At 60.0% G+C, this 15,404-nt stretch carries 13 protein-coding genes; 7 read left to right on the forward strand and 6 right to left on the reverse strand.

Going from position 1 to position 15,404, the window contains the following annotated elements; translation table 11 throughout:
* Window positions 1-62 precede the first annotated feature (62 nt).
* Window positions 63-1,700 carry a CTP synthase gene (locus tag O3S81_RS04600; RefSeq protein ID WP_269341262.1) on the forward strand — a complete coding sequence of 546 codons (1,638 nt, stop codon included), beginning with the start codon at window positions 63-65 and terminating at the stop codon, window positions 1,698-1,700.
* Between the two features lie 98 nt (window positions 1,701-1,798).
* Here the strand turns inward: O3S81_RS04600 and O3S81_RS04605 are convergent, their stop codons facing one another.
* Together O3S81_RS04605 and fumC are read right to left on the reverse strand one after the other, a co-directional pair.
* Window positions 1,799-2,731 (reverse strand): alpha/beta hydrolase, encoded by a 933-nt coding sequence (locus O3S81_RS04605; protein ID WP_269341263.1) that lies wholly within the window; start codon window positions 2,729-2,731, stop codon window positions 1,799-1,801.
* A 206-nt stretch (window positions 2,732-2,937) separates the two neighbouring features.
* Window positions 2,938-4,329: a class II fumarate hydratase gene (gene fumC / locus O3S81_RS04610; protein ID WP_269341264.1), complete on the reverse strand. Its 1,392-nt coding sequence runs from the start codon at window positions 4,327-4,329 to the stop codon at window positions 2,938-2,940.
* Between the two features lie 183 nt (window positions 4,330-4,512).
* Between fumC and O3S81_RS04615 the strand changes: the two genes are divergently transcribed.
* Window positions 4,513-4,671, forward strand: coding sequence for a hypothetical protein (locus O3S81_RS04615; protein ID WP_269341265.1), 159 nt, complete (start codon window positions 4,513-4,515; stop codon window positions 4,669-4,671).
* 160 nt (window positions 4,672-4,831) lie between these two features.
* Entirely contained in the window at window positions 4,832-6,691 is a 1,860-nt protein-coding gene (locus O3S81_RS04620) for a L,D-transpeptidase family protein (protein WP_269341404.1), read from the forward strand.
* 96 nt (window positions 6,692-6,787) lie between these two features.
* Here the strand turns inward: O3S81_RS04620 and O3S81_RS04625 are convergent, their stop codons facing one another.
* Window positions 6,788-7,489: an HAD family hydrolase gene (locus O3S81_RS04625; protein WP_269341266.1), complete on the reverse strand. Its 702-nt coding sequence runs from the start codon at window positions 7,487-7,489 to the stop codon at window positions 6,788-6,790.
* Window positions 7,490-7,679: 190 nt separating this feature from the next.
* On the opposite strand from O3S81_RS04625, the gene rpiA reads away from it, so the two are divergent.
* The 4 genes from rpiA to O3S81_RS04645 all read left to right on the forward strand — a co-directional run bounded on the left by rpiA (window position 7,680) and on the right by O3S81_RS04645 (window position 12,174).
* Window positions 7,680-8,375: a ribose-5-phosphate isomerase RpiA gene (rpiA, locus tag O3S81_RS04630; protein ID WP_269341267.1), complete on the forward strand. Its 696-nt coding sequence runs from the start codon at window positions 7,680-7,682 to the stop codon at window positions 8,373-8,375.
* Window positions 8,376-8,391: 16 nt separating this feature from the next.
* Complete coding sequence (locus tag O3S81_RS04635) at window positions 8,392-8,958, forward strand: DUF2059 domain-containing protein (protein WP_269341268.1); 567 nt, start codon at window positions 8,392-8,394, stop codon at window positions 8,956-8,958.
* A gap of 201 nt (window positions 8,959-9,159) precedes the next feature.
* Entirely contained in the window at window positions 9,160-10,548 is a 1,389-nt protein-coding gene (gene gor, locus O3S81_RS04640; protein WP_269341269.1) for a glutathione-disulfide reductase, read from the forward strand.
* Between the two features lie 249 nt (window positions 10,549-10,797).
* Window positions 10,798-12,174 (forward strand): class II 3-deoxy-7-phosphoheptulonate synthase, encoded by a 1,377-nt coding sequence (locus tag O3S81_RS04645; RefSeq protein WP_269341270.1) that lies wholly within the window; start codon window positions 10,798-10,800, stop codon window positions 12,172-12,174.
* Between the two features lie 67 nt (window positions 12,175-12,241).
* Here O3S81_RS04645 and O3S81_RS04650 read toward each other — a convergent pair whose 3' ends face one another.
* The 3 genes from O3S81_RS04650 to radC form a co-directional block, all read right to left on the reverse strand.
* Entirely contained in the window at window positions 12,242-13,981 is a 1,740-nt protein-coding gene (locus tag O3S81_RS04650) for a TadG family pilus assembly protein (protein WP_269341271.1), read from the reverse strand.
* 1 nt (window position 13,982) lies between these two features.
* Entirely contained in the window at window positions 13,983-14,405 is a 423-nt protein-coding gene (locus tag O3S81_RS04655; protein WP_269341272.1) for a TadE/TadG family type IV pilus assembly protein, read from the reverse strand.
* A 147-nt stretch (window positions 14,406-14,552) separates the two neighbouring features.
* Window positions 14,553-15,395: a RadC family protein gene (gene radC, locus O3S81_RS04660; RefSeq protein WP_269341273.1), complete on the reverse strand. Its 843-nt coding sequence runs from the start codon at window positions 15,393-15,395 to the stop codon at window positions 14,553-14,555.
* Between the last annotated feature and the right edge of the window lie 9 nt (window positions 15,396-15,404).

Here is a 15,404-nt window from a genome sequence, read left to right on the forward strand (position 1 = left end):
AACAGCGAATTTTCGAAACAATGAAATTTGGGCTGGCGGAATCAGAGGTAAAAAGGTATCCGGTGAATCCCATGGCGCGATATGTATTCATCACAGGCGGCGTGGTCTCCTCTCTCGGTAAGGGCATCGCAGCTGCGGCACTCGGAGCTTTGCTGCAATCCCGTGGTTATCGGGTGCGGCTTCGCAAACTCGACCCCTATCTGAACGTTGATCCCGGCACCATGAGCCCGACACAGCACGGCGAAGTGTTCGTGACGGATGACGGTGCCGAGACGGACCTCGACCTTGGCCACTATGAACGCTTTACCGGGCGTTCGGCCACCAAGACCGATAACATCACCACCGGTCGCATCTACAAGAACATCATCGACAAGGAACGGCGCGGCGATTATCTCGGCGCAACGGTTCAGGTCATTCCGCATGTCACCAACGAGATCAAGGATTTCGTGATCGAAGGCAATGACGATTACGACTTCGTCATCTGCGAGATCGGTGGCACGGTGGGTGACATCGAGGCGATGCCGTTCATGGAAGCGATCCGTCAGCTCGGCAACGACCTGCCGCGCGGCACGGCGATCTATCTTCACCTGACGCTGATGCCTTATATTCCGGCAGCCGGCGAGCTGAAGACCAAGCCGACCCAGCATTCCGTCAAGGAACTGCAGGCGCTCGGTATTCACCCCGACATCCTGCTTGTGCGCGCCGACCGGGAAATCCCGGAAGCGGAACGCCGCAAGCTTTCGCTATTCTGCAACGTGCGTGAGTCCGCCGTCATCCAGGCGCTGGATGCGGCGAATATCTATGACGTGCCGATGGCTTACCACAAGGAAGGCCTCGATTCGGAAGTGCTGGCCGCTTTCGGCATCGAGCCGGCGCCGAAGCCGCGTCTGGAACAGTGGGAAGAAGTCTGCAATCGCATCCGCACGCCGGAAGGCGAAGTGACGATCGCGATCGTCGGCAAATATACCGGCCTCAAGGATGCCTATAAGTCCTTGATCGAGGCGCTGCACCATGGCGGCATCGCCAATCGCGTCAAGGTCAAACTGGAGTGGATCGAGTCGGAGGTCTTCGAAAAGGAAGATCCGACGCCTTATCTCGAAAAGGTCAACGGCATTCTGGTGCCCGGCGGCTTCGGCGAGCGCGGTTCGGAAGGCAAGATCATGGCGGCGCAGTTCGCGCGTGAGCGCAACGTGCCTTACTTCGGCATCTGCTTCGGCATGCAGATGGCGGTCGTGGAAGCGGCCCGTCATCTGGCCGGCATCGAAAATGCTTCCTCTACCGAATTCGGTCCGACATCCGAGCCGGTCGTTGGCCTGATGACCGAATGGGTGAAGGGCAACGAGCTGGAGAAGCGCTCCTCCAAGGGCGATCTCGGCGGAACGATGCGTCTCGGCGCCTACAAGGCGGCGCTGAAGAAAGATACGAAGATTGCCGATATCTACGGCACCACCGATATTTCCGAGCGCCACCGTCACCGCTACGAGGTGAATGTGGATTACAAGGATCGGCTGGAAGGCTGTGGCCTCGTCTTCTCGGGCATGTCTCCGGATGGTGTCCTACCGGAAACGGTTGAATATCCTGATCATCCGTGGTTCATCGGTGTTCAGTATCACCCGGAACTGAAGAGCCGCCCGCTCGACCCGCATCCGCTTTTCGCCAGCTTCGTCGAAGCGGCGATGGAACAGAGCCGGCTGGTTTGATGGTTTGAATGATTACGAAGAGGGCCGCTTTTTGCGGCCCTTTTTTATTGGGGTGATAGCGGGCCTGAATACGCGGTGCGGTGGATCGCCGGGCTGCCTCATGCCAGAAAGTTCTGTCTCCGCAACCACACCTCGTACCAGTTTGGCCATTCCTCCGACGGGGTGCCGGCCTTGCCCATGCCAAAGCCGTGGCCGCCGGATGCGATTGGATGGAATTCGACATCCACACCAGCCTTTTCACAGGCCTCTCGCATGATACGGCTATTGGCGGGATTGGAAATCCGGTCATCCTCCGCCTGTGTTAGGAAGACCGGAGGACAGTCTTTGCTCACGTGACTTTCCACCGACCATTGCCGCGTTGCTTCATCTGCCGGGTGCCTGCCGACAAGTGATCTGCGGGTTGATGTGTGGTCATAGGGAGCTGCAAGCGTAATGACCGGATAGATCAGCGCTGCGACATCCGGCCGGGCTGATTGCCTGTCGATGTCATCGACGCCTTCATAAGATGTGAAAGCTGAACGGGCGGCGGCGAGCCCCATCAAGTGCCCGCCCGCAGAAAAGCCGAGCGCGCCGACCCTGTGTGGATTGATCTGCCATTCCGGGGCGCGTGCACGCACCAGACGAAATGCGCGCTGCACATCCTGAAGCGGTGCGAGCGGCCCGGCGGCCCATGCTTCAATTGGCAGGCGGTAGCTGAGGACAAAAGCGTAAATGCCTCTGGTCGCGAGCCAGCGTGCAGCGGGATAGGATTCCTTGCCTTCCTCTATGCGTTTATATCCGCCGCCACCGGCTATGATCATTGCGGACCCATTGGGCCTGTCAGGGGCAAACATCTCAAGGCTTGGTATGGCGATATTGGTGACTGCGCCTTTTTTGTTGATTTCCGCAGGGCCGTCCGGGCCGCCGCCACCGGGAGGCAGGCCGGGCCAGAGGGCAATGCGAGACCGATTGTCCTCAGCAAGCAGGTTTGGGACTTTGATCGCTGTTGCGAGGAATGCGCCCGCAAGAAGCAGGCTACGGCGGCAAATCATGACGTCATCCTCATCGCGCATTTGGATCCGGTATTCCCCCGGAAGAGCAGTGTATGAGGCCGATATAAAAAACCAACAGGTCAATATGGAGGCAACCGGATATTTCGGTTCGGGCCAGCGCTGTCACGGCCGCCCTGTGCCGTGTCAATCGAACGAACAAAAACGGGCCCGAAGGCCCGTTTCCATGTCTATTGCATATGACTGGCTTACTTCGGGCCGATCATGTTTTCCGGGCGCACAAACTGGTCGAATTCCTCGTTGGTGAGGTATCCGCCGCCGACGGTCTCTTCGCGCAGCGTCGTGCCGTTCTTGTGTGCAGTCTTGGCGATCTTGGCGCAGATGTCGTAGCCGAGCTTGCCGTTCAGCGCCGTCACCAGCATCAGCGAGTTTTCAACGCCCTTGCGGATATTGTCTTCACGCGCCTCGATGCCGACGACGCAATTGTCGGTGAAGGAGACGGCCGCATCGCCCAGAAGCTGGACGGACTGCAGGAAGTTGTAGGCCATCATCGGGTTATAGACGTTGAGCTCGAAGTGGCCCTGCGAGCCGGCAAACGAGAGCGCCGCGTTGTTGCCGAAGATGTGGGCGCAGACCTGCGTCAGCGCTTCCGACTGGGTGGGGTTGACCTTGCCCGGCATGATCGAGGAGCCGGGCTCGTTTTCCGGCAGCGACAATTCGCCAAGACCAGCGCGCGGGCCGGAGCCGAGGAAGCGGATGTCGTTGGCGATCTTGAAGAGTGCCGCAGCTGCCGCATTGATCGCGCCGTGCGAGAAGACCATGGAATCATGCGAGGCAAGCGCTTCGAACTTGTTCGGTGCGGTGACGAAGGAAAGGCCGGTGATCTTGGAGATCTCCTCGGCAACCTTTTCGGCGAAGCCGATGGGCGCATTGAGGCCCGTACCGACGGCCGTGCCGCCCTGAGCGAGCTTGGATAGCGCGGGCAGGGTGGTTTCGATATTGGCGATGGCGGAGGCCACCTGCGCGGCATAACCGGAGAATTCCTGGCCAAGCGTCAGCGGCGTGGCATCCTGTGTGTGGGTGCGGCCGATCTTGATGATCTTCTCGAACTGCTTGACCTTGGCTTCCAGCGCCTTGTGCAGGTGCTTGAGGGCCGGCAGCAGGTGATGAACGATTTCTTCCACGCAGGCGATGTGCATCGCCGTCGGGTAGGTGTCGTTCGAGGACTGGCTCATATTAACGTGGTCGTTGGGGTGGACAGGCTTCTTGGTGCCCATTTCGCCGCCGAGCATTTCGATCGCGCGGTTGGAAATCACCTCATTGGCATTCATGTTGGACTGGGTGCCGGAGCCGGTCTGCCAGACGACGAGCGGGAAATGCTCGGTCAGCTTGCCGTCGATGACTTCCTGCGCGGCGGCGATGATGGCATCGCCCACCTTGGGATCGAGACCGGCAAGCGCCATGTTGGCGCGGGCGGCGGCCTGCTTGACGATGCCGAGCGCGCGAACGACAGAGGCGGGCTGCTTTTCCCAGCCGATCTTGAAGTTGCCGAGCGAGCGCTGCGCCTGCGCGCCCCAGTAGCGATCGGCCTGAACTTCAATGGGGCCAAATGTATCGGTTTCCGTCCGTGTGGCTGTCATCAATCTTGCCTTTTTACTCGTGTTCCTCCGCCAAAACGGGGCCTTCGCCCGCCTTGCGCGCGCCGATATATAGAATCATCGCGCCGGCAATGAAAGCGCTGCAATGCGGCAGGGGTAGATATTTCCCGCCCTGGAAAAGCGATTTCGCCAGCCGGGGCGACGAAGGGTGAAAAAGGCGACGGCGTGTCATTTTTACTACGTGGCGAAAAGGCCGGAAAACCGGCGTTTCACGGCCGTCCGAATAAGGCGGTGAGCCAGGGCAAAGTTAATGAAATAAATGGAAATTTAACCATTCTCGCCAATTCTGGAAATTACGTTTTTATGGCTTTGGCTGTATTATGAAGTTCATTTCGGCACGGTTGTGGGCTTTGGGCGTTTTCTTTTCAACGGGCCGTTGATCGGCTAGACAGGCATGAAACTGATGCCCGCCGTTTCGCAGGCGGTGCTGGGTGCTACGAGGATCAAATTGCAAGTCACATCTGGAAAAACATCGGCAGCGCTGGTGCTGGCTCTCGGTCTTTCCGTTTCCACCGCTCTTCCCGGCAGCGCCGGCGCGGTGACCCTGATGGATCTTTTGCGCGGTGGTCCCGGCAAGATCGCGCGTGATCGCGGTGAATTGCCGCCGGCCGGCATCGTCACCTCGCCCTCCGGATCGAGCGCAGGCCAGAGTGCGGACGCTTCCGATCCCGAGCCGCTGCCGCGTGTTTCCGGCCCGCGCTATTACGACTACAAGGCGGATACGGCCCGTCTCGTGAACACCGCGAATTTCGGTGAAGGCCTCGCCAATCTGAAATTCAGCGCTACCCCCGAGATCGCCAAGTCGCTGGAAGCCTATTACGGCGCCGGCGGCAAGACGCTGTGGGTTTCGGAAGGCGAGTTGACCGCGCGCGCCAACGCTGTCATCGCCTTTTTCGAGACGGTCGGCGAAAGTGGCCTCGATCCGGCCGATTACAGCATTTCGTCACCGGCAAGGGATGTGACGGCCAGCATCAGCAATACTTCCGGCACGGCTGCAACCGGTACGCCGGTGGAAACGGCCTCGGCGCCTGCGTCCGATGCCTATCAGCGGGCACAGATGCAGTTCGAGCTGGCGCTTTCCGCCAAGGTTCTCGCCTATGTGCAGGATACGACCCGTGGCCGCGTCGATCCTAACCGGCTTTCCGGTTATCACGATTTCAAGCGCAAGACGGTCAACCTCGCGCCGGTGCTGAAGCTTGCGGGCCTGAGCCCCGATGTCGCCGCCTATCTGCGCAGCCGTGAACCGTCGAGCGCCGAATATCTGGCGCTGAAGACAGAACTCGCCCGCCTGCGCGGCGAGGGTGACGCGGCTCACACCGTTCGCGTTCCTGCCGATCTGGTGCTGAAACCCGGCAATAGCAGCGCCGATATGGCCAATGTCGTCAAGGCGATCGAGCATCGCGCTTCGCCGGCCTTCAAGGCCGAGCATGCGGCGATCATTTCCGCCTATCAGCAGACGCCGGATTATACGCCCGATCTCGTCGATCTGGTGAAGGCATTCCAGAGCGAAAACGGCCTGAAACCCGATGGCGTCATCGGCCGTGCCACCGTGCGTGCCATGGTCGGCGAAAGCAACGACGCGAAGATCGCCAAGGTGCAGGTGGCCATGGAGCAGGTCCGCTGGCTTCCGGCCGATCTTGGCCAGCGTTACGTCTTCATCAACCAGCCGGCCTTCATGGCCTATTACCACAATGAAGGCACCGAACAGTTCGGCATGAAGGTCGTGGTCGGCTCCAAGGCCAACCAGACCTATTTCTTCCAGGACGAAATCCAGACTGTCGAGTTCAACCCTTACTGGGGCGTGCCGCAGTCGATCATCGTCAACGAGATGCTGCCGAAGCTGCGCCGCGATCCGTCCTATCTTGATCGGCTCGGTTACGAAGTGCAGGTGGGTGGCCGTGCGGTTTCTTCCACCAGCGTCAACTGGTACGGCTCCACCAATGCGGTTTCCGTGCGTCAGCCGCCGAGCAGCGACAATGCGCTGGGCGACCTGAAGATCCTGTTCCCGAACGCACATGCCATCTACATGCATGACACGCCGGCCAAGAGCTTCTTCAACCGCGACATGCGGGCGCTGAGCCATGGCTGCATCCGCCTCGTTGATCCGCGCCGCATGGCGGCGGCCGTTCTCGGTACCAGCATCGACAAGGTCGGCGAACAGATCGCGTCCGGCAAGAACCGCGCCGTGCAGGTGCCGGAGAAGGTTCCGGTCTACGTTGCTTACTTTACGGCTTGGCCGGACAGGGACGGCAAGGTGCAGTTCTTCGATGATGTCTATGATCGCGACAGCTATGTGCAGAAGGCGTTTGCCGTGACGACGAAGGCGCGGGCCGCGTCGATCTGATCAGCATACCATCGAGAAAAGCGCCGGAAACGGCGCTTTTTAGTTTATAGGCAAAGTCTGTCAGGAATGTCGGGTGTGACGGCAACATCCAGCCTCTCAGGCCGCGGCCGCACCCTTCGCAACCAGTTCCTCGAACAGCGCGGGCGTCAACTCAGCGAAATCGTCGATCACGACATCCGGCTCGAGTTCCACCATCGGCACATCCGAATAACCGAAAGCCACGCCGATCGACGGCACGGCCGCGTTCCTTGCGGCGAGAATATCGTTGATGCTGTCACCGACCATGATCGAGCGCTGCACGTCACCGCCGGCCTTTTCGATGGTACCGAGAATATGGCGCGCATCCGGCTTGCGGAAGGAGAAGGTGTCGCCGCAGGTGATGGCGGCGAAATAACGGGTAAGGCCCAGTTCTTCGAGCAGCGGCAAAGCGAGGATTTCGGTCTTGTTGGTGCAGACGGCGAGCGTGATGCCGGCTTCCGAGAGTGCATCCAGCGCGCTGATAATACCGGGATAGGGCCGGCTTTCGCCGGGCATTTCGGCGCGGTAGTGGGCGATGAAACGCTCATAAAGCGGTTCGATCTCGGCTTCCGGCAATTCCGTCTCGCGCAATGCGAAGGCGCGCTTGATCATTATCCGCGCGCCCTGGCCGACGAGATGCGTCAGGTCGTTATAGGTGACAGGGGCAAGTCCGGCTGCGGCGATGGTGTGGTTGAGGCTCGAGACGAGATCGGCGGCGGTATCGACCAGCGTGCCGTCGAGGTCAAAAATGGCGAGCGGGGAGAGCGGGCGGGATGTCACGGAAACGGGCCTCTTGCGGAATACGGGTGCTGAGCTATCGGTGCTTTCATTCGCGCCAAGCCTAGGCAAAGGGGCGTGTCTTTGCAACCGCGTCACAACGTTCTGTTCGTTGCCTTGAAAAAGGCTTTCGTTTGGCTTTCGACCCGTGTAAACAGCACGGCGACGATAAAGCTACCGGAGTTTCAGGCACATGGATGCCCGCCAGATGAAGATCAAGGCCGCCGAGGCCGCATTGTCCCACGTGCAGGACGGGATGCGGCTGGGTATCGGCACCGGTTCGACGGCCGAGGAATTCGTTCGTCTGCTGGCCGAGAAGGTCGCGGCCGGCCTGAAGGTCGAGGGCGTGCCGACATCCGAGCGTACCGCGCGTCTGTGCGTCGAGCTTGGCGTGCCGCTGAAATCCCTCGACGAATTGCCGGAACTGGACCTGACCATTGATGGCGCGGACGAGGTGGATCATGCACTGCGCCTCGTCAAGGGCGGCGGCGGCGCGCTTCTGCGCGAAAAGATCGTCGCGGCTGCGTCTGCCCGCGTGATCGTCATCGCCGATCAGAGCAAGGTGGTGGAGACGCTGGGCGCCTTTCCGCTTCCGATCGAAATCAATTCCTTCGGCCAGATGGCGACACGCATCGCCATCGAAAAACTGGCATCCCGTTCCGGGCTTTCCGGCACGCTGGCGCTGCGTTCTTCCGACGACGGCCCCTTCATGACCGATGGCGGACACCTGATCCTCGACGCATCTTTTGGCCGTATTCCTGATGCAGAAGCGCTAGCACGCGAGCTGAACACGATTCCCGGTGTTGTCGAGCACGGACTTTTCATAAATTTGGCATCGCTTGCCATTATCGCGGGTCCTGAAGGCGCCCGCGTGATGCAGGCAGTATAACAGGAGCGAGATTTTCATGGTCAAACTAGCGGGACTGGGCAAAGCTGCCGCTGCTTCGATCCTCATTTCCGGCATCGTGTTCGGTACTGCCGCACGCGCTCAGGAAATTTCGGAAGCGCATATCGCTGCCGCACGGCAGGCGATCACCTCTCTTGGCGTTACCGACCGTTTTGACGACATTCTGCCGGGTCTGGCGGAGCGTCTGAAGGCCGAACTCATTCAGGCCTCGCCGAATGTGCAGGACGCGATCACCGAGACCGTCGATGCCAAGGCGCTCGAGCTTGCGCCGCGCCGCGCCGATCTGGAACGCGAAGCAGCGCTGACCTATGCGCGCGCCTTCAGCGTTGAAGAGCTGAACGCCATTTCCACCTTCTACAGCAGTGAAGCCGGCAAGAAGCTTCTGAAGGACGGCCCGATCGCTACGCGCGAACTGATGAAGGCAGCTGATATCTGGGCAGCCGGCATCAACCGTGACCTCAATGCCGCCTCCATGTCGGAGCTGCAGAAGGTTGCCGGCGCTGATCTGAAGCCGCTTCCGGCCGATCAGAGCGCCACGGGCGGTGCTCCGGCACATAAGCCCTGATCGAAGGAAGGGCGCCGGGCCGAAAAGCGTAACGCGGTTTCGGCAAAATCCGATGCCCAGGCAAAAGCCACTTTCAGAAATATTCAAAGCCCGGTCGCAGGACCGGGCTTTTCATTTGTGCGTCGCAGCACCTATATGTGCCGTGAATACGCGCTCGCCCGCCTCGGGATGCATGGCGCGGTGTTGATCAGGGGTTTGACTATGACAGCTTATGACTACGATCTTTTCGTCATCGGTGGCGGTTCCGGCGGCGTGCGCAGCGGCCGCGTGGCAGCCTCGCTCGGCAAGCGCGTGGGGATCGCTGAAGAATATCGTTATGGCGGCACCTGCGTCATCCGCGGCTGCGTGCCGAAGAAGCTGTTCGTTTATGCCTCGCAATTCCCCGAACATTTCGAGGATGCCGAAGGTTTCGGCTGGAGCGTCGGCGAGCGCCGTTTCGACTGGAAGAAGCTGATCGCGGCGAAGGACAAGGAAATCGCCCGTCTGGAAGGGCTTTACCGCAAGGGGTTGGAAAACGCCAAGGCCGATATTTTCGACAGCCGGGCTGAGCTGGTCGATGCCCATACCGTCAAACTCATCAAGACCGGCGAGACCTTCACTGCCGAGCGTATCGTGATTGCCGTCGGCGGCACGCCGAACGAGCACAGGGCGCTGCCCGGTCATGAGCTGACGATCTCGTCCAACGAGGCCTTCAATCTGGAAGAGCTGCCGAAATCGATCCTGATCGCTGGCGGCGGTTATATCGCCGTGGAATTCGCCAATATCTTCCATGGGCTCGGTGTCGAAACGACACTGATCTATCGCGGCAAGGAAATCCTGTCGCGGTTCGATCAGGACATGCGCAAGGGCCTGCATGAAGCGATGGAGGCCAAGGGCATCCGCATCCTTCTGGAAGATATCATCGAGGACGTCCGCAAGGACGGGGCGGAGGGTTTCGTGGCCCGCACGAAGCAGAGCAAATCGCTCAATGTCGGCCTGGTGATGCTGGCGCTCGGTCGCGATCCCAACACCAAGGGCCTCGGCCTCGAAAATGCCGGTGTGAAGGTGGATGCGCGCGGCGCGATCATCGTAGACGAGTATTCGCGCACGAATGTGCCGAACATCTTTGCGCTGGGTGACGTCACCGACCGGGTACAGCTGACGCCGGTGGCGATCCACGAGGCGATGTGCTTCATCGAAACCGAATACAAGAACAACCCGACCAAGCCGGATCACGAGCTGATCGCGACGGCGGTGTTCTCGCAGCCGGAAATCGGCACCGTCGGTCTCTCGGAAGAGGAAGCCGGCAAGAAATATCCGGAGCTTGAGGTCTATCGCGCCCAGTTCCGGCCGATGAAGGCGACGCTTTCCGGCCGTCAGGAAAAGACGATCATGAAGCTGATCGTCAATGCCGCCGACCGCAAGGTTGTCGGCGTCCATATTCTCGGCCACGAGGCGGGCGAGATGGCGCAGCTTCTCGGCATCACGCTGAAGGCCGGCTGCACCAAGGATGATTTCGACCGCACCATGGCGGTTCATCCGACGGCGGCGGAAGAGCTGGTGACGATGTATTCGCCGAGCTACCGCGTGGTGAACGGTGAGCGTGTGTAACGCCGATACAGGCGTGATATAATCGCTGTACTCATCCTCCGCCGCCCTTTGAAAACCGATGTTTTTCGGATGGCGGCGGGTTGTTAAATCGTTTGAATTGACTTTTGTGTATCTGGAGCGCCCAAAACGGGCAGAATGAGCCTGTTAGCTCGGGGATCGGCTATGCAAAGCCGATGCTTGGAGCTATAAGCCGCTCAATTTTTCGAGGCGGTCGCGCGGCAGTCGCGCGGGCGAAAAAAGGGTAAGAACATGGCACAGAATTGGACCCCCGGCAGCTGGCGACAGAAACCGATCCAGCAGGTTCCCGAATATCCGGACGCGGCAGCGCTTGCGGCCACGGAAGCCACCCTTGCGACCTATCCGCCGCTGGTCTTTGCAGGTGAAGCCCGCCGCCTGAAAAAACAGCTCGCCAATGTGGCTGAAGGCAACGCCTTCCTGATGCAGGGCGGCGATTGTGCTGAAAGCTTCCTTGAGCATGGCGCCGACAATATCCGCGACTTCTTCCGCGCTTTCCTGCAGATGGCCGTCGTGCTGACCTATGGCGCGCAGCTGCCTGTCGTGAAGGTGGGGCGTATTGCCGGCCAGTTCGCCAAGCCGCGCTCTTCCAACGTGGAAGTGCAGGATGGCGTGTCGCTGCCGTCCTATCGCGGTGACATCATCAATGGCATCGAATTCAACGAGGCCTCGCGCATTCCGAACCCGGAGCGCCAGCTCGACGCGTACCGCCAGTCGGCGGCGACGCTGAACCTGCTGCGCGCTTTCGCCATGGGTGGTTACGCCAACCTTGAAAACGTTCACCAGTGGATGCTCGGCTTCATCAAGGACAGCCCGCAGGCGGACCGTTACCGCAAGCTGGCCGACCGCATCTCCGAAACCATGGATTTCATGAAGGCGATCGGCATCAGCGCGGACAGCAATCCGAGCCTGCGCGAGACCGACTTCTTCACCAGCCATGAAGCGCTGCTGCTTGGTTATGAAGAGGCGCTGACCCGCGTCGATTCCACATCCGGCGACTGGTATGCGACCTCCGGGCACATGCTGTGGATCGGCGACCGTACGCGCCAGCTCGACCATGCGCATGTGGAATATTTCCGCGGCATCAAGAACCCGATCGGCCTGAAATGTGGCCCGTCGCTGACGCCCGACAATCTGATCGAGCTGATCGATGCGCTGAACCCGGCAAACGAGGCCGGCCGTCTGACGCTGATCTGCCGCTTCGGCCATGACAAGGTGGCGGACAGCCTGCCGAAGCTCATCCGTGCGGTTGAGAAGGAAGGCCGCAAGGTCGTCTGGTCCTGTGATCCGATGCATGGCAACACGATCACGCTCAACCACTACAAGACGCGTCCGTTCGAGCGTATCCTGTCGGAAGTCGAAAGCTTCTTCCAGATCCACCGCGCTGAAGGCACGCATCCGGGTGGCATCCATATCGAGATGACCGGCAAGGACGTGACCGAATGCACGGGTGGCGCGCGCGCCGTGACCGCGGATTCACTGTCCGACCGTTACCACACCCATTGCGATCCGCGTCTCAATGCCGATCAGGCGCTGGAACTGGCGTTCCTGCTGTCCGAGCGCATGAAGAGCGGCCGTGACGAGAAGCGCCTGGCGATCGCCAACGCGTAAGGTAACGCCGTGAACGAAAAAAACCGCCGGGAGACCCTCCGGCGGCTTTTTCATGCGCGGTGCTGAGCTATTGCACCAGCGCCGGTTGCTGGCAGCGGACGTCGGTGACGCGCACATCGGCTTCGCCGATCTTGACGCCGAGAACCAGAAGCACATTGTAGAGCAGCTGATCGACGGGAGCCGTGACTGCCGCGAGCGTGTTGGCAAGCGCTGACTGAATGCCTGCCAGACCTCCCAGATCGAGGTTGAGGAAGAGAATCCGGATATCCAGGTTGAGGTTCTTCAGCAGTGAACTGACAAGAGTGGTAACGGTGTCCTTGGTCGAGACGCTCTTGATCTTGGCTTGTGTAATATCCGACTGGGTGAAGGTCAGCTTGGTCTTCGTCATGTTGGTGGCGTTGATGAGGGCGCTGCCATTGATGGCAAGCAGCGCTGAATCCACGATGGCCGCCTTGGTGACGCGCGGGTCCTTGCCGAAATTGGCAAAGGCCGTGGTATCGACATTGCCGAGCGCGATTTCGGCGACGCCGGGAACGACCTCGATATCGACGGTACCCTGTCCACCGCCCGTGCAGCGAATATCGGCAAGCCGCGCTTCGGCATGGGCAACTTCCACATAGAGCGGAATATTGACCTTGAGGCCGGCAATGGCCTGCAATCCGTCGACCACGACATTGACCGCCAGCCGGGTCTGCGCGGTGCGTACGATGGTGCCCTGACCACCGACGGCGAGCGACGGCGTTTCGACGGGCGGTTCGCCAATGGCGAGCGTTGCCTTGACCGAGGCGAGGCCAAGAATATTGGCGTTGAGATTAAGCCCCAGCTGGTTACCGCCATTGCCCGCCACGGCAGCGGCATTGATGAGATCGAAGACGCCGGCTGTTACCTTGAGGTTTTCACCCGTGCCGATCAGCTTGTCGGAGAAGGGGCCGAGATTGAGGATTTCCTCAAGCTTGATCTTGACGTTGCTCTTGTTGACGGTTTTTTGCAGCGTATTCAGGATGTTGACCACCGCCGGCTGTAACCCTGTGGTTTTTGTCAGCACGTCGAGGAATTTGCCGTAGGTGATTTCCGTCTTCAGCACATCCTTGTAGGTGCCGGCGGTGAGGTTGAGATCGATGGCCAGCGCCTCGACGATCTTCAGTGCATTGACATCGGCGGCGAGAAGCGCCTGGTAATCCATGAGCTTCAGCGACACCGTGGTGCCGAGCAGGCCACCGAGCAGGCTGTTGAGAATTCCCTCATCGAGGCTCGCCAGTCGTGATCCCACCGAAAATGCGGCGATCTTCTGCGACGAGGCCGTTCCCACCGCCGAGACCTTGGGCGGCTTGGTGAAGGCGGAGGCGAAGAATATCTGCCCCTGCTCGACAATGTTCACCTTGATCGCATTGGTGGGCAGGGCATTGTCGACGAAACGCTGGCCGACCGGTACGGTCGCATCCGGTTCGTAGTGACCCTTGATGACTTCGGCATAACCCTTGCTGCTGGCGAATTCATTCAAGGGATCGAAGGGCTGCAACCCATTTGCGGTCAGGAGACCCTTGTCCGTCTTGACGCCGAGATCCATGCCATTGAGGGCGAAATATTGCTGGACGGCCTTCTCGGCGTCGGTGGAACTGGCTGCTGCCGATATGGCCGCGAGATCGGCGGTCTGCTGCAATTGCCGCTTCTGCAATGTCAGATAACCGTAATCGACGCCCAGCGCCAATATGCCGATGAAGAGCGGTGCAGTGAGCCCGGCCGAAATGGCGATGTTGCCCGTTCTGTCCTTGAGGAAGCGGGGAAGCAGGGAATGGATATCGCGCATGTCATGCTCCTCCGATCCGGATGGTGGAAAAACGCCGGATGACCGGCTCGGGCAGGGTGTAGCTGTAGAGGCTCCAGATCGGCAGGTTGCTGGCGTCGTATTCGACCTTCACCGTGAACTGGTTGGCATTGGCTGGATCGGTGGCGACATCGACGGTGAAGCGCGATTTGTCCATGAAAGCGTAGCTGAGATCGCTTTTGGTGACGAAATCCCGCGCAAGCTGCTGTCGCTCGGTCGTATTCAGCCCGGCAACCGCCGTTCGCGCTGCATCGGCCGCGACCTGCTGCACCGAATAGGCCGCCATGAGATAGATGCCGTAGGCGATCATGGTCAAAAGGACGAGAAAGAAGATTGGCGCGACGATGGCGAACTCGATTGCGGACGAACCGGATCGATCGCGAAAGAAACGTACTCCATTACGCATAAAGCACCCCCGTTCCTTAAGGCATCAAGGTTCGATGCCTTGATTTATTATTTTCGGAAATGCTAATTTATGGGTGTTAATTTTGTGTTGACGTCGCTCTTGTGGGTTGCAGGCGGGAAATAATCTTCGCGTCAGCACCCGCCAGCTTCAGATCAGCCGAAGGCCCTTGAAGCTCGCATGGCCGTCCTTGCCGATAATGATGTGATCATGAACGGCGATGCCGAGCGGCTTTGCGGTATCGATGATGGTTTTGGTCATCTCGATATCCGCGCGTGAAGGGGTGGGGTCGCCACTCGGGTGATTGTGGATTAAAATCAATGCAGTAGCGGAAAGTTCAAGGGCGCGGCGCACCACTTCGCGCGGATAGACCGGCGTGTGATCCACGGTTCCCTGACCCTGCACCTCGTCGGCGATCAGCACATTGCGCTTGTCGAGGAACAGGATGCGGAACTGTTCGCGCGTCTCATGGGCCATGGCGGCGTGGCAATAGTCGATGACCGACGACCAGGAGCCGAGAACCTGCTTGTTGCGGATTTCGCTTTTCAGCATGCGTTGGGACACCGAAGCGACGAGCTTCAGATCAAGCGCCACGGCCTCGCCCACGCCCTTCACCTCCTGCAACAGCGGCAAAGGCGCACCAAGCACGCCGCCCAATGTTCCGAAACGGGTGATGAGGGCTTTGGCTATGGGCTTGGTGTCGCGCCTCGGGATCAGCCGGAACAGCAGCAGTTCCAGCAATTCATAATCGGCAAGCGCAGCATCGCCGCCATCGCGGTAACGCGCCCGCAGCCGGTCCCGGTGGCCGTGATAGTGAGCGGCATCCGCTTCCTGTTCTGTAACGGCTGCGGCCCGCTCGACCTTCTTCGGTGCGCTTCGCGGTTCGGCAAAAAAGCCGCGCTCATCCGCCCCGTCGAACAGATCGCCTTCGCCCGCCTCAAAGCCGGGTGTCGTGGAAAGATCGGCGGAAGGCGGGGCAGGGCGTTTTGCCATAGGCGGGTC

It is taken from the genome of Agrobacterium sp. SOY23 (assembly GCF_027212525.1).
GTDB lineage: Bacteria > Pseudomonadota > Alphaproteobacteria > Rhizobiales > Rhizobiaceae > Agrobacterium > Agrobacterium tumefaciens_I.